The 14,642-nt window shown below is 64.1% G+C and carries 11 protein-coding genes; all 11 read right to left on the bottom strand.

Annotated elements, in window-relative coordinates; all coding sequences use genetic code 11:
- Positions 1–38: 38 nt before the first annotated feature.
- A complete protein-coding gene (ftsA, locus tag FLM52_03700) occupies positions 39–1,319 on the bottom strand; it encodes a cell division protein FtsA (GenBank protein ID NVN54900.1) in 1,281 nt (426 codons plus the stop codon).
- A 289-nt stretch (positions 1,320–1,608) separates the two neighbouring features.
- Positions 1,609–2,337 carry an FtsQ-type POTRA domain-containing protein gene (locus tag FLM52_03695; GenBank protein ID NVN54899.1) on the bottom strand — a complete coding sequence of 243 codons (729 nt, stop codon included), beginning with the start codon at positions 2,335–2,337 and terminating at the stop codon, positions 1,609–1,611.
- A gap of 3 nt (positions 2,338–2,340) precedes the next feature.
- Positions 2,341–3,342, bottom strand: coding sequence for a D-alanine--D-alanine ligase (locus FLM52_03690; GenBank protein NVN54898.1), 1,002 nt, complete (start codon positions 3,340–3,342; stop codon positions 2,341–2,343).
- The gene (gene murC, locus FLM52_03685) at positions 3,339–4,751 is read right to left on the bottom strand and encodes a UDP-N-acetylmuramate--L-alanine ligase (GenBank protein NVN54897.1); all 1,413 of its coding nucleotides are present in this window, start codon (positions 4,749–4,751) and stop codon (positions 3,339–3,341) included. Before murC ends, FLM52_03690 begins: the two co-directional genes overlap by 4 nt.
- A 22-nt stretch (positions 4,752–4,773) precedes the next feature.
- Positions 4,774–5,850: an undecaprenyldiphospho-muramoylpentapeptide beta-N-acetylglucosaminyltransferase gene (murG, locus tag FLM52_03680; protein ID NVN54896.1), complete on the bottom strand. Its 1,077-nt coding sequence runs from the start codon at positions 5,848–5,850 to the stop codon at positions 4,774–4,776.
- A 77-nt stretch (positions 5,851–5,927) separates the two neighbouring features.
- Positions 5,928–7,157 (bottom strand): putative lipid II flippase FtsW, encoded by a 1,230-nt coding sequence (gene ftsW / locus FLM52_03675; protein NVN54895.1) that lies wholly within the window; start codon positions 7,155–7,157, stop codon positions 5,928–5,930.
- Positions 7,150–8,661 carry a UDP-N-acetylmuramoyl-L-alanine--D-glutamate ligase gene (gene murD, locus FLM52_03670; protein NVN54894.1) on the bottom strand — a complete coding sequence of 504 codons (1,512 nt, stop codon included), beginning with the start codon at positions 8,659–8,661 and terminating at the stop codon, positions 7,150–7,152. The genes ftsW and murD overlap by 8 nt, the downstream gene beginning before the upstream one ends.
- A 13-nt stretch (positions 8,662–8,674) precedes the next feature.
- Entirely contained in the window at positions 8,675–9,757 is a 1,083-nt protein-coding gene (locus FLM52_03665) for a phospho-N-acetylmuramoyl-pentapeptide-transferase (GenBank protein NVN54893.1), read from the bottom strand.
- A gap of 9 nt (positions 9,758–9,766) precedes the next feature.
- Positions 9,767–11,230, bottom strand: coding sequence for a UDP-N-acetylmuramoyl-tripeptide--D-alanyl-D-alanine ligase (murF, locus tag FLM52_03660; protein ID NVN54892.1), 1,464 nt, complete (start codon positions 11,228–11,230; stop codon positions 9,767–9,769).
- The gene (locus FLM52_03655) at positions 11,227–12,756 is read right to left on the bottom strand and encodes a UDP-N-acetylmuramoyl-L-alanyl-D-glutamate--2,6-diaminopimelate ligase (protein ID NVN54891.1); all 1,530 of its coding nucleotides are present in this window, start codon (positions 12,754–12,756) and stop codon (positions 11,227–11,229) included. The genes murF and FLM52_03655 overlap by 4 nt, the downstream gene beginning before the upstream one ends.
- Before the next feature lie 174 nt (positions 12,757–12,930).
- Positions 12,931–14,592 (bottom strand): penicillin-binding protein 2, encoded by a 1,662-nt coding sequence (locus tag FLM52_03650; protein NVN54890.1) that lies wholly within the window; start codon positions 14,590–14,592, stop codon positions 12,931–12,933.
- Positions 14,593–14,642 lie beyond the last annotated feature (50 nt).

Raw genomic sequence — 14,642 nt, 5'->3', positions numbered from 1 at the left:
GCCCTGTCTCCTGGATCACAGTCTTTCTGTAATCCCTGTCAGAAATTTCCCTTGAACCAGCCCTTGATCCGCTCCAGCGTGGAGGTGTCGTGCTCATGGCCGTGAACGCGTCGTGCGGCAGATTCCTCCCTGCGCACCGCGACCGCAGTCGAGGATGGCGTATGCCGCTCCTGTTTCATCCCATAATGTAGCAAACCCACACCCGTGGAATAAATCGGATTGCGGACCACATCCGCCAGTCCACGCACATTTTGCGGGCAAGCGATGCGAACCGGCATATGGAAGATCTCCTCCGCCAGCTCCACGACACCTTCCATGCGTGACGTTCCACCCGTCAGGACCACGCCCGCAGCCACGAGATCTTCATAGCCACTGCGACGCAATTCATCGCGGACCAGGGTGAACAGTTCCTCATACCTGGGCTCGACCACTTCTGCCAACGCTTGACGGGACAGGTCACGTGCCGGTCGGTCACCGACACTCGGCACCTTGATCGTCTCGTCGCTGGAGGCCAGCTGGGTCAGAGCACAGGCATACTTGACCTTGATTTCCTCTGCATATTGCGTCGGTGTGCGCAGCGCCATGGCGATGTCATTCGTGACCTGATCACCCGCGATGGGGATCACAGCCGTATGACGAATGGCACCTTCGGTGAAGACGGCGATATCCGTGGTACCACCGCCGATATCCACCATGCACACACCCAATTCACGCTCATCCTCGGTCAGAACCGCATGACTCGAGGCGAGCTGCTCGAGAATGATGTCGTCGACTTCGAGCCCGCAGCGACGCACGCACTTCTCGATATTCTGCACGGCATTCAGTGCGGCAGTGACCAGGTGAACGCGCGCCTCAAGACGCACCCCGGACATGCCCAACGGCTCGCGAATACCTTCCTGACGGTCAATGGCATATTCCTGCGGCAGCACGTGAAGAATGCGCTGACCTTCAGAAATCGCTCGAGCGCGCGCCGAGTCGATCACGCGTTCGATATCAGACGGCGTCACTTCGCGATCCTTGATTGCCACGACACCATCGGAATTCATCGAACTGATATGACTGCCGGCGATGCCCACATATACCGAGTGGATATCGCAGCCGGCCATCAACTCAGCCTCCTCCACTGCGCGCTGAATCGACTGTACGGTCGACTCGATGTTGATCACCACGCCCTTCTTCATGCCACGTGAAGGGTGGGAGCCAATTCCCGCGATTTCGATACCGCCATCATCGGTCGGCTGACCCACGATCGCGACTACCTTGGAGGTTCCGATGTCCAGCCCGACCACCATATCCTGTGATTTGGAATGTCCTGCCATAGGTCGGGCCAGCTCCTTGATTCTGGTTCATCATGAAAATAATTGCGCGCTTTGACAGACACCATGTCTGCCGCACCACCCAGAACGGGTTTACGTTCCGTTTAACCCGTACAGAGGGATTTGACTTCCCAGTATAGGAGCAGCCACTTGGGGCATACCAGCCTAAAATACCGAGGGGCGCAAATCCCCGCTAGAATAGGCGGGATTGACGACAAATGAAACTGGCGATATCGCCATTTTGCTAATGCTCACACGCAAATGAAGCATGTAGTGAGTGTCGCCATTTGCCTCAACTATCCTTGCCTTCTTCGAGTGCCATCGTCTCCCCATGCCACGCCACTGCCACTCCGTTGGGGTAACGCAGATCAATGTAGCGGATCTGCGACGCCTCATCACCCAGACGCCGCTGCCAGGCTGCCATGAAACGCGCCAGACGTGCCTCTCGATCGTTGCGACCCAGCATCACCCACACTGAATCATTGACCTGGAAGCGCCAGGCGCCACGTGGCTCCAATCGCAACTGGGAGACATTGAGTCCCAGCCCGCCCAACTGGCTCTGCAGCGCGTCAAGCTCGGCCAGCACTTCGGATCCACTGCCCTTTGGCCCCGCCAGATTGGGCAGGTTGCCCAGCTGCGTGACCGGGCCCGCCTGGAAGGCATCACCGCGCACATTGAGCAATTCGCCATCATTCCAGTAGGCCACCGGCTGCTGTTCAAACAGCTCGAATTCGAGTGTATCCGGCCAGCGACGCGATATGCTGACTTCACTCAGCCAATCGATCGCCAACGCGCGACGCCGAACCTCGCCCAAGGGGACGGAGAGCCAGCTCTGGCCGCGAATCAACGGCGCGATATGACGCTGAAGGTAGGCAGCACTGACATGATCGAAGTCACCCTTGATGGTGACTCGCTCAATGGGGCGGTCAAGCCAGGTCCACAATGCCTGTCCGCCCGCAACCAGCAGCGCAAGGCCGAGAACGAAGCCGAAGATTGCACCGGTTGTGCTACGCGCCGCCATCGATCAATGACCACTCTGCTGAGCGACTGACGCATCGTTTGCGCCCCGCTCGGCGAGAGTCGTGTCGAGAATACGCAGCACCAGGGTGGCGAAATCGAGCCCGATATGCGCCGCGGACTGCGGCACCAGGCTGTGATCAGTCATGCCCGGCGAGGTGTTGACTTCCAGCAGCCAGAAGGCGCCGTCCGCATCTTCCATCACATCGACACGGCCCCAACCCTCGCAGCCCAGCACGTTGAATGCCTTGAGTGAGATCTCGGCCAATTCCGCCTCACGCGCAGCGCTCAGACCACAAGGCAGCAGATAGCGCGTGGTATTGGCGATGTATTTGGCATCGTAATCATAGAAGCCACTATCGGCTTCGATGCGAATGGCTGGCAATACCTCGCCGTCCAGCACCGAGACCGTATATTCCGGCCCCTTGATGAAACGCTCGGCCATCACTACCGCATCGAAGCGGCTGGCATCCGTCCAGGCATCATGGAGCGCCTGGGCGTCCTCGACGATATGAATGCCGAGAGTCGACCCCTCATGCACCGGCTTGACCACTACCGGGGTACCGAGCGTCTCTAGCACCGACTGCCAGTTCGTATCCGCCGCCAGGCGACAGGAACGCGGCGTCGGCAAGCCCTCGATATCCCAGAGCTTCTTGGTGCGCAGCTTGTCCATGCCCAGTGCAGAGGCCAGTACTCCGCTGCCGGTGTAGGGAATGCCCAGCAATTCCAGCGCCCCCTGCAAGGTGCCATCTTCGCCGCCCCGACCGTGCATGGCGATGAAGACACGGTCGGGGCGCAATGTCTCGAGACCGGCCAGCCCATGCGCCATGTCATAGCCCTGCACATCGACACCTGCGCCCTGCAGGGCCGCCAGCACCGCCGCACCGCTCTTGAGCGACACCTCGCGCTCGGCGCTCAGGCCACCGAACAGCACCACGACACGTCCATAGCGCGTGGCCAGCTCAGGATTCACGCCTGTCACTCCAGACGAGGAAGAAGAGACGGTCATAGCGTCACCTCGTCAAGCTTGAGGTCGGCCCCCGCCAGTGCCAGCGCAATGCCACCGACATCGCCCGCCCCCTGGGTAATCAGGATATCGTCCGGACGCAGCACGTTCTTGAGCAGGTCCGGCAAGGCACGCTTGTGTTCGACGAACAGCGGGTCCACCTGGCCGCGCTGACGGATCGAGCCCGCCAGCGAGCGGCCATCGGCGCCTGGAATCATCGCTTCCCCGGCACTGTAGACATCCAGCAGCAACAGGGTGTCGACTTCGGACAGCACACGCACGAAATCTTCATAGAGATCATGGGTGCGCGAATAACGGTGCGGCTGGTAGGCCATCACCAGACGGCGCTGCGGCCAGCCGGCGCGCACGGCGCGAATCACCATCTCCACTTCGCGCGGGTGGTGGCCATAATCGTCCACCAGCATCACGCTCTGCTCGCCATTGGGTGCCGCGAATTCTCCGTGCACCTGGAAGCGACGACCGACACCGGCAAAGCTTGCCAGCGCGCGAGCGATGGCTTCATCGCTGACACCGACATCGGTGGCGATGGCGATCGCCGCCAGGGCGTTGAGCGCATTGTGCTCACCCGGCATCGCCAGGGTGATCTCGAGCGGTGCATGGCCTTCCGGACGCAGCGCCGTGAAACTGAGCTGACCGCCACCCTGGCGGAAATCGCTGATGCGGTAATCGGCATCGTCACTGAAGCCGTAGGTCACGAACTGACGCTGAACACGCGGCAGCAGCTCACGCACGTTGGCATCATCGATACACAGCACCGCCAGACCGTAGAACGGCAGGTTGTGCAGGAATTCGATGAAGGTGTCCTTGAGGCGATTGAAGTCGCCCTCGTAGGTGGCCATGTGATCGGCATCGACATTGGTCACTACCGAGATCAACGGCTGAAGATGCAGGAAGGAGGCATCGGACTCATCCGCCTCGGCGACCAGATACTCCCCCTCGCCCAGACGGGCATTGGTGCCTGCGCTGGTCAGCTTGCCACCGATGACGAAGGTCGGGTCCATGCCGCCTTCCGCGAGCAGAGTCGCGGTCAGGCTGGTGGTGGTGGTCTTGCCGTGGGTACCGGCAATCGCGATGCCCTGGCGGAAACGCATCAGCTCGGCGAGCATCTCGGCGCGACGCACGACGGGAATGCGATGCTCCCGCGCCCAAGCCACTTCCGGGTTGGTGATGTCCACCGCGGTCGAGACCACGACCACATCCGAGCCTTCAGCATTGATGGCCGCATGACCGATGGCGACACGCACGCCGCACTCACGCAGGTGAGCCGTGACGGCGGATTCCTTGAGATCGCTACCGCTGACCTCATAGCCCATGTTGCCCAGTACTTCGGCGATACCACACATGCCCACACCGCCGATGCCGACGAAATGGATACGACGGATGCGGCGCATACCTGCACCGCGATCAGAATTGCTAGCGTTCAAGGCGAGTCTCCATGCAGCCTGCCAGCATGGTCGCTACCGCATCGAGTTCCGCACTATTGCGGGCGCGAGCGGCCATGCCAGTGAGTATCTTGGGGTCGAGCAATTCTGCCAGCGTCTCGGCGAGACGCTCGGCAGTCAACGTATTCTGGGGAATCAGGCGTGCGGCATCCGCCTTGACCAATACCGCGGCATTGACGGTCTGGTGGTCATCCACGGCGTGGGGGAACGGCACCAGCACCGCAGGGCGACCTGCCGCGGCCAGCTCGGCCACGGTCAGGGCGCCGGCGCGACAGACCACGAGGTCTGCCCAGGCATAGGCCTCGGCCATGTCACCGATGAACTCGCTGACCTCAGCCGTGACACCGACTGCCTGATAGGCGGCGAGGGTCGCCTCCTGCTTGTCACGTCCGGCCTGATGGCGCACCACGGGGCGCGAGGCTTCCGGCAGCAGGGCCAGCGCCGGCGCGAGCGTCTCGTTGAGCGCCTGAGCCCCCAGCGAGCCGCCCATCACCAGCAGATGCAAGGCACGCGACTCGCCTGCCGCCTCGGCAGCAGACTCGGACATATGCCCGGCGGCGCCGACGTCGGCGATCTCATCACGTACCGGATTGCCCACCACCTGAGCCCCGAGGGCCGGCGGGAAGGCGCCCGGGAAGGCGGCGTAGACACGCGTCGCCATCCGCGCCAGCACCTTGTTGGTCAGCCCCGCGATGGCGTTCTGCTCATGAATGATCAGCGGAATGCCTTCAAGGCGCGCCGCGAGCCCGCCCGGACCACTGGCGAAGCCACCGAGGCCCACCACCAGCACCGGCTTGAGCTCACGAATCACGCGCCTTGCCTGCAGGACGGCGCGCGCGAGACGAAACGGGATCGCCGCATAGCCCGCCAGCCCCTTGCCGCGCAAGCCTGCGACCTCGACCCGATGCAGCGGGTAGCCGGCGTCGGGCACCAGACGGTTCTCGATACCACGCGGGCTGCCCAGCCAATGAATCTCGTGACCGGCCGCCGCAAGGGCACGCGCCAGCGACAGCGCTGGAATCACATGTCCTCCCGTCCCGCCGGCCATCATCAGCACGACGCCCCTGGAGGCAGCGTCTACCGAGTCAACCGCCCCCTGGGGAGCGATGGTAGAAGAAGATGACGTCATGCCTGTGCTCCTTGCGGTGTCTCGGTCGGCTTCCTGGTCTTGCGGCGGGGCGCGGCGGCATTTCCTGTCGGTGTGCGGGTCAGCTTGCGGGTCTCGGCATCGATACGCAGCAGTATCGCGATCTGCACGCAACTGACGATCAGGCTGGAGCCGCCATAACTCATCAGGGGCAGGGTCAGCCCCTTGGTGGGCAGCAGTCCGCTGGCCACACCGATGTTGATGAAGGCCTGCGCCCCCAGCACGAGGGCGATACCGTAGCCGAGGTAGGCGCTGAACGGCAAGCCGGCGAGTTCAGCGCGGCGACCGATCTTGAAGGCGCGGTAGATCAGCAGTCCGAACAGCGCCACCACGGCCGTCGCCCCGATCAAGCCCAGCTCCTCGGCCAGCACGGCAAATACGAAATCGGTATGCGCTTCCGGCAGATAGAACAGCTTCTGCACGCTATTGCCCAGCCCCATGCCGCTCAGGTGGCCACGACCGAAGGCGATCAATGCCTGGGTCAGCTGGTAGCCACTGTCATACATGTTGGCCCACGGGTCGGTATAGGTGGTCAGGCGCTCCCAGCGATAGGGCTCGGCGATCGCCAAGAGCCAACCACCACCGCCCGCCAGGCCCAGCAAGACGATGAACCCCCACCAGGCGACGCCCGCCATCAGCAGCATGCCCATCACGGCACCGCCCATGACCACGATGGAGCCAAAGTCAGGCTCCAGTGCCAACAGCACGATCATCAGCAACAAGGGGACACAGGGCAGAATGAGGCCATTGACGACGCTGGCGCGCACCTTGTCGAGGCGGCGGTCCAGATAGCCGGCCAGCCAGATCATCAGGCACAGCTTGGCGATCTCGGAGGCCTGCACCCCGCCGACCAATGGCAGCGGTATCCAGCGCTTGGCGCCGTTGATCTCGCGCCCGACCACCAACACGACCACCAGCAGCACGAAGCCCAGCATCAGCATCGCGAAGCTGCGCTGCTGCCAGGCGGACATCGGCACGCGCAGCGTACAGAAGGCGGCCACCAGGCCGATCACGATAAAGATGCCGTGGCGCATGCTGTAGTAGAAGGCATTGCCATCGAAGCGCTCGCTCGAGATCTCGCTGGAGGCAGAGGTCACCATTACCCAGCCGATACACAGAATCGCCAGCGCGCAGAACAGCAGCCAGCCGTCGACGGGCTGACGCTCTGCCGTCAAGGTGTCATGGACTCGCCGGGCCTTGTTACGCATCGCAGGCTTCCTTGTCGCTGCTGCTAGGGCCAGAATTGCCGTCAGCACCAGACATGATGTACTGCGTGACCCAGTCACGGAAGGCGTCGCCGCGCGCCATGTAATGGGGGAACTGATCAAGACTGGCGCAGGCCGGTGACAGCAGCACGCAGTCACCCGCCTGAGCGATCTGTCGTGCATGACGCATGGCATCGCCCAGCGTCATGACTGGCGTCACGGGGACGTCATCGGCCAGGGCTTGCATCAATAACGGCGCATCCTGTCCGAACACCACCACCTCACGGGCATAACGGGCCAGTGGCGCCGCCAGCGGCGTGAAATCTGCGCCCTTGCCCTGGCCACCGGCCAGCAATATCAGCTTGCCCTCGAGCGTCGGGCCGAGACCGGCAATCGCCGCCAGCGTCGCCCCGACATTGGTGCCCTTGGAATCATTGATCCAGCGCACGCCCGCCACCTCGGCGATCAGCTCGCCGCGATGCGGCAAGCCCGCGAAGCTGGTTAGCTCGGCGACCATCGCCGCCTCGTCGAGGCCGATCGCGGTGCCCATCGCGAGTGCCGCCAGCGCATTGGCCTGATTGTGGCGGCCTGCAAGACGCACGTCCGCAGCAGGCATCACGCTGCGCAGCTGGCCAGACTCGGCATGACACAGCGACAGCGTGCCGCCCTCTTCCGCCAGGCACCATTGCGCCTGCCTGGCAGCCTCATCGGTCGACTTATCGGCCGACCCACCGAGCTGCACGCTGAAACTGACTCGCGCCACCGCATCATTCTCGGCCGGCCAGCTCCAGGCGTCATCGGCATTGATGACCGCAAGGCCTGCGCCGCGGAAGATACCGCGCTTGGCGGCCTGATAGCCGCGCATGCCGTCGTGGCGATCAAGATGATCTTCGGAGAGATTCAGGAAGCAGGCGACATCGGCCTTGAGCTCAGGCGTGGTCTCGAGCTGGAAGGAAGACAGCTCCAGCACGTAGAGCTCGGCATCGGGCTGCTCACGCAACAAGCTCAGCGCGGCGGTGCCCAGATTGCCGCCGACCGCCACGTCACGACCGGCACGCGCGGCCATCTGCGCGATCAGCGTGGTCACGGTGGACTTGGCGTTCGAGCCAGTGATCGCGACCAGCGTGGGCCGCTTGCCCTGCGCGTCACGAGCCTGGCGCTCATCCAGCGCGCGCACGAAGAGTGCGATCTCGCCGACCAGTCGCTCGCGGACCCCATCGAACACCGCCTGACGCGGGGCAATGCCCGGACTGAGTACCACCTCGCCGAAGCGTGACAGGTCCAGCGCTTCCAGTGGGCCAAGATGTACCTCGGCCTGCGGCGCATGCTCGCGCAGGCTCTCGAGGCCAGGCGGTGCGCTGCGGGTATCGGCGACGGCAAAGTCGATGCCGCGATCACTCAGATGGCGAGCGATCGCCTGTCCGGAGACACCAAGACCGACCACCAGGGTCGGTCCTTTGGCAGGCACCGGCGAGGCCGGTGTGTGAGAGGTGACAGAGAGGGTCATCGCGAATGCGTCCTCAGCGAACCTTGAGTGTGGCCAGGCCAAGCAGCACCAGCACGACGGTGATAATCCAGAAGCGCACGATGACGCGCGGCTCCGGCCAGCCTTTCAGCTCGAAGTGGTGATGCAGCGGCGCCATGCGGAAGATGCGTCGCCCGGTCAGCTTGTAGGAGCCGACCTGCAGGATCACCGAGACGGTTTCCATCACGAAGACGCCGCCCATGATGAACAGCACGATTTCCTGACGCACGATGACCGCCACGACCCCCAGTGCCGCGCCGAGCGCCAGCGCGCCCACATCGCCCATGAAGACCTGGGCGGGGTAGGTGTTGAACCACAGGAAACCGAGGCCGGCACCCGCGATGGTGGCGCAGAACACGGCCAGCTCACCGGAACCGGCAATGAACGGAATGTGCAGATACTCGGCGAACTTCAGATTGCCCGAGGCATAGGCGAAAATGGCCAGGCCCATGGCGACCAGCACGGTCGGCATGATCGCCAGACCATCGAGGCCATCGGTCAGGTTGACCGCATTGGAGCTGCCGACGATCACGAAGTAGGTCAGCACCACGTAGAACACGCCCAGCGGGATGACGACGTCCTTGAAGAATGGCACCAGCAGGCCCGTCTCGGCCGGCGTGCTCGCCGTCAGGTACAGCACCACGGCGGCGCCGATGCCCACCACCGACTGCCAGAAGTACTTCCAGCGCGCCGGCAGGCCACGCGGATTCTTCTCCACCACCTTGCGGTAGTCATCGACCCAGCCGACGGCGCCGAAGCCCAGCGTCACGACCAGCACCACCCAGACATACAGGTTGGTCAGGTCGCCCCACAGCAGGGTGGAGACGGCCATCGACAGCAGGATCATCACGCCGCCCATGGTCGGAGTACCGGCCTTGGAAAGGTGAGACTTGGGGCCATCGTCGCGCACGGCCTGGCCGATCTGGCCATCGACGAGCTTGCGGATGACCCAGGGACCCAGCCACAGACACAGCAACAGTGCCGTCAACGTGGCCAATACCACGCGCAGGGTCAGATAATTGAAAACCGTAAAGGCGCCATTGAATTGGGCCAGAAACTCAGCAAGCAGCAGCAGCATGACTCACATTCACCTTGATGCGTCGACCTTGAGCGCGGCAACGACATTCTCCATGCCAGCGCTGCGAGACCCCTTGACCAGAACACTGGCCCCGGTGGGTAGATGGTTACGGGCGTAAGCTTCCAGCTCCACCCGCTCGATAAAGTGCTTGCCACCGGCCCCGAAGGCCTCGGCAGTCGCCTGAGCGCCCTCGCCGCAGGTGGCAATGAAATCTATGCCCAGCTTGCGGGCGTAATCGCCCACCTCGGCATGCAGACGTTCGGCGTCGGCTCCGAGTTCGCCCATGGCGCCCATCAGGCACCAGCGCGGCGCAGGCAGTGTCGCCAGCAGATCCAGCGCCGCCAGCATGGCACCGGGGTTGGCGTTGTAGCTGTCATCCAGCAGACGCGAACCATTGATGCCCGCCACGACCCCCAACCTGCCGGGCACGCTCTCGGCACTCTCGAGCCCGGCGATCACCAGATCACTGTCGATGCCCAGTGCCAGGCACGCCGCGGCAGCCGCCAGCGCATTGGCCACGTTGTGACGCCCCAGCAACGCCAGCTGAACACGGCCGAGCGAGCGGCCATCAAACGTCAGTTCGAAAGCATAACGCCCGAGTTCATCCGCGCCTAGCTCACGCGCCTGCAGGCGTGCCGGGCAATCAACGCTATCCACGCTGCCATCCGCAGCGTCATCCGCAACGCTGAAGTCGATGATATCGATCGCCTGACCAGTCGCGGCCAGCGCCTGCCAAAGCGAGAAGTAGGCGTCATCACGGTTGAGCACCGCGACCGGGCGTCGTCCTCCCAACGGGCTGAGGCCCGCCAGAATCTCGCCCTTGGCCTGGGCGATCTGACCCATGCCGCCGAATTCGCCGACATGGGCGCCGGTGACATTGGTGATCACCGCCACTTGCGGGCGCGCCAGGGCCGTCGTCCAGGCAATCTCGCCGAGGTGATTGGCGCCCAGTTCGACCACGCCGTGCTGGTGGGCATCGCTCAAGCGCAGCAACGTCATCGGCAGGCCGAAATCGTTGTTGAGGTTGCCGTGATTGGCGAGGCTTTGGGCCTCGAAACGCGCGGCATCCCGCACGAGGATGGCATGCACCAGGCCCTTGACACTGGTCTTGCCACTGTTGCCGGTCACCGCGATCAACGGCTTCCCCCAGGCACGGCGACGCGCCGCCGCCAGCAGCCCGAAGGCCAGCCGGGTATCCGCAACGACGATCTGCGGCAGCGGGTCATCCACTGCCCGTTCGACCAGCGCCGCGACGGCGCCATTGGCGCGAGCCTGGGCGAGGAAGTCATGGGCGTCGAATCGCTCGCCCTTGAGTGCCACAAAAAGCGGCGCGGCCTGCTCGCCAAGCTTGCGGGTGTCCGTCTCGATGACGCCCAGCGACTGACCGCGCAATGCCGGTGGCAACTGCGCCCCGAGCACCGCGGCCAGTTCCTCGAAGGTACTCAGAGCGACGGGCTGTTCAGGCGCGCTCATGCGTCACGCTCCTGACCTTCCAGCATCGAGAGCTCACGACGCTCCAGCGCCGCGACCGCATGGGCCACATCCGAAAACGGCAGTCGCTGACCGTCGATTTCCTGATAGTCCTCGTGCCCCTTGCCGGCGATCAGGATGACATCATGCTCGCCGGCATCCCGGATGACCTGGGCAATGGCCTCACCACGCTCGGCGATATCCAGCACGCGCTCGCGGGAATGGATGCCGGTCATCATCTGCTGACGGATGGCGGCGGCATCCTCGCTACGCGGGTTGTCATCGGTGATCACGACACGGTCGGCGCCCTGCTCGGCGGCCGTGGCCATCAGCGGGCGCTTGCCGCTATCGCGATCGCCGCCACAGCCGAGTACACACCACAGGCGCGCATCATCCCGCGCCGGCAGGTGGGCACGCAGCGCGGTCAGTGCCGTCTCGACGGCCTCCGGCGTGTGGGCGTAGTCGACCACCACCACCGGCGCGCCATCACGGCTCAGGCGCTGCATGCGGCCCGGCACCGGCGTCAGACGCGGCGCGGCGGCAAACAGCCCCTCGAACGTATAGTCGAGGCCATGCAGGATCAGCATTGCCAGCAAGGCGTTGTCGAGATTGAAGCGCCCCATCAGATTGAGGCCCAGCTCACGCTCGCCATCCGGCGTCGCGATCACGGCAACCTGGCCCAGCGGCTCGGGGAAGACATCCAGCACGCGCAGGGTCGCGACATCATCACGCCCCATCGCCAGCACGCGCACGCCGCGCTGCATGCCGGCCAGCATCAGACGCGCCAGCGCATCATCGGCATTGAGCACCGCAAGCTTGAGTTCGGGGCGCTTGAACAGCTTCGCCTTGGCCGCCGCATAGGCCGCCATGCTGCCGTGGTAGTCGAGGTGGTCTCGCGAAAGATTGGTATAGCCCGCAACGGTGAAGCGACAGCCATTGACGCGCCCTTGATCCAGCGCATGGGAAGAGACTTCCATCGCGATCAGCTCGGCACCGGCAAGGCTCAGGCCCTTGAGCGCCGCCTGCACGGCCAGGGCATCAGGCGTGGTGCGCTCGCCCGCGACCAGCGCGCCGGGACGCCCGATGCCGAGCGTGCCGATCATGCCGGCGGGCGTGCCCATCGCTTCGGCCAGCTCGGCGATGTAATGGGTGACGGAAGACTTGCCATTGGTGCCCGTGACCCCGACCAGCGTCAGCGACTCGGGCACACTGAAGGCCTGGCGACCCAGCTCACCGAGCTGCTCGCCCAGATTCTCGAGCCAGACGACTCTGGCATCGTCTGAATGCAGCGCGAGACGTGCATCCCCGCCTGCGGGTCTTTCGGCCAGCACCAGCTCGGCACCGCCCTCAAGCGCCGCGGCGATATAGTCGCGGCCATCGCTGGCGATGCCGGGGATGGCGATGAAGAGCGAACCCTGCGCGGCACTGCGACTGTCGATCGTCAGGTGCCAGTCATCGCGCGCGGCAAGCCGCGCGCGCCAATCATCATCGAGGGCGCCTGGCCACAGTGCCAGCAAGGCGGCGAGCATGTCGCTCGCCGTGGCCAACGGGCGCGCCAGAAACTCGCCCAGGCGCCTGGAATCGTGCGGTGAAGTCATGTCGGAAGACCTTCCTTGTTCCCGATGTCCCGGAACGTATTCACTACATGAGAAAAAAGACGCAGCCGCCCGCCCGGGGCCGACGACCATGCCACATTGAATGCGTTACTCATCGACCTTGCTGTCCGGCGGCACATCCAGCAGGCGCAATGCCTTGCCCACCACGCGCCCGAACACGGGCGCCGCCACCAGACCGCCGTAATATTCTTGCCCTTTGGGGTTCTCGATCATCACCACGGTCACGATACGCGGATCAGACACCGGTGCCACACCCGCGAACAACGAACGATAGGCGGTCTTCTGATAACCACCGGCCGTCACCTTGCGCACGGTGCCCGTCTTGCCGGCGATGCGATAGCCTTCGACCACCGCCCGCTTGGCAGGCCCGTTGGGCTGCACGATCTTCTCCATCATGCCGAGCAAGGCGTGCGCGTTGTCCGATGAGATCACCTGGTCACCGACCGGCGGCGTCTTGACCTTGAGCAGCGACGGCGGCACACGACGACCGTCGTTGGCGAGCGCGGTGAAGGCACTGGCCAGCTGCAGTGCCGAGACGCTGATACCGTAGCCGTAGGAGATGGAGGCCCGCTTGCTGCGCGACCAGTTGGTCGGCGGCGGCAGCACGCCGGTCGTCTCGCCCGGGAAGCCGGTGCCCGGTGCCTGGCCGAGGCCCAGCTCATAGTAGCGATTCCATACCGCATCATCCTCGAGACTCAGCGCCATGCGGCTCATGCCGATATTCGAGGAATGGTAGAGAATGCCGGCCATGTCGAGCTTGCCGTAGTTGCGGAAGTCACGAATGGTGAACTGATCGACCCGCATGTAACCCGGCGTGGTATCGATCACCGTATCCGGCTGATACAGGTCAGTGGCAAGCCCAGCGCTCATCGCCAGCGGCTTCATCACCGAGCCCGGCTCGAAGGCATCGGTGATCGCGCGGTTGCGAAGCCCCTCGGGATCAAGCCCGGCACGGTTGTTCGGGTTATAGGACTTCTGATTGACCATCGCCAGCACCTCGCCGGTGCGCGCATCCATCATCACCAGGGTGCCGCCATCGGCGCGGTGCTCCGCCACGGCCGCCTTGAGTTCGCGGTAGGCCATGTATTGCAGACGCAGGTCGATGGAGAGCGTCAGGTCGCCACCGGGCTTGGCTTCGCTGATCAGATGCAGGTCACGCACCAGCCGCCCCTTGCGGTCCTTGAGCACACGTCGCTTGCCCGGCGTGCCGGAAAGGTAGGAATTGTAGGCAAGCTCGAGCCCTTCCTGACCCTTGTCATCGACGTTGGTCACGCCGATCAACTGGGCGGAGACTTCTCCGGAGGGATAATAGCGCTTGTATTCCTGCTTGTGGCTGACGCCCGGAATATCGAGGTCAATGGCAGGCTGAGCCTGCGGCGGGGTCATCTGGCGCTTGATGTACATGAAGCCCTTGCCGGCATCACGATAGCGGCGGACGCGAGCAATAAGGTCATCCGGCTTCTGACCCAGCGCGCGCGCCAGCAATGACAGACGCACGGGGTCATCAGGCACCTTGCGCGGGTCGGCCCACAGGGTGATGACAGGCGTGGAGATCGCCAGCGGCTCACCGGTGCGATCGGTGATCATGCCGCGGTGTGCATTGATGCTGTCGACACGCAGGGTGCGTGCATCGCCCTGATCCTGCAGGAACTGCTGATCGAAGAGCTGGAGATAGCCGATGCGGCCGACCAGAGCGACAAGCCCGGCAAGCACGATGAAGAGCATGATGCGATAGCGGGCAGGCCCCATGGCCGCGCGTGCGCTCTTGCGGGCACCGCTTGCGGCCTTGGTACGAGCGG

It is taken from the genome of bacterium Scap17 (assembly GCA_013376735.1).
Lineage (GTDB): Bacteria > Pseudomonadota > Gammaproteobacteria > Pseudomonadales > Halomonadaceae > Cobetia.
The sequence above is the reverse complement of the archived record's forward strand: the minus strand, read 5'-3'. Positions and strand labels throughout refer to the sequence as shown.

Bases quoted from the DNA above. Each gene is read 5' to 3' on its own strand.
- murG (NVN54896.1), bottom strand. From the start codon at position 5,850: ATGGCCGGCGGGACGGGAGGACATGTGATTCCAGCGCTGTCGCTGGCG.
- murC (NVN54897.1), bottom strand. From the start codon at position 4,751: ATGCGCCGCATCCGTCGTATCCATTTCGTCGGCATCGGCGGTGTGGGC.
- murD (NVN54894.1), bottom strand. From the start codon at position 8,661: ATGACCCTCTCTGTCACCTCTCACACACCGGCCTCGCCGGTGCCTGCC.
- FLM52_03655 (NVN54891.1), bottom strand. From the start codon at position 12,756: ATGCTCGCCGCCTTGCTGGCACTGTGGCCAGGCGCCCTCGATGATGAT.
- FLM52_03690 (NVN54898.1), bottom strand. From the start codon at position 3,342: ATGACCGTCTCTTCTTCCTCGTCTGGAGTGACAGGCGTGAATCCTGAG.
- FLM52_03695 (NVN54899.1), bottom strand. From the start codon at position 2,337: ATGGCGGCGCGTAGCACAACCGGTGCAATCTTCGGCTTCGTTCTCGGC.
- ftsW (NVN54895.1), bottom strand. From the start codon at position 7,157: ATGCGTAACAAGGCCCGGCGAGTCCATGACACCTTGACGGCAGAGCGT.
- FLM52_03650 (NVN54890.1), bottom strand. From the start codon at position 14,592: ATGGGGCCTGCCCGCTATCGCATCATGCTCTTCATCGTGCTTGCCGGG.
- ftsA (NVN54900.1), bottom strand. From the start codon at position 1,319: ATGGCAGGACATTCCAAATCACAGGATATGGTGGTCGGGCTGGACATC.
- FLM52_03665 (NVN54893.1), bottom strand. From the start codon at position 9,757: ATGCTGCTGCTGCTTGCTGAGTTTCTGGCCCAATTCAATGGCGCCTTT.
- murF (NVN54892.1), bottom strand. From the start codon at position 11,230: ATGAGCGCGCCTGAACAGCCCGTCGCTCTGAGTACCTTCGAGGAACTG.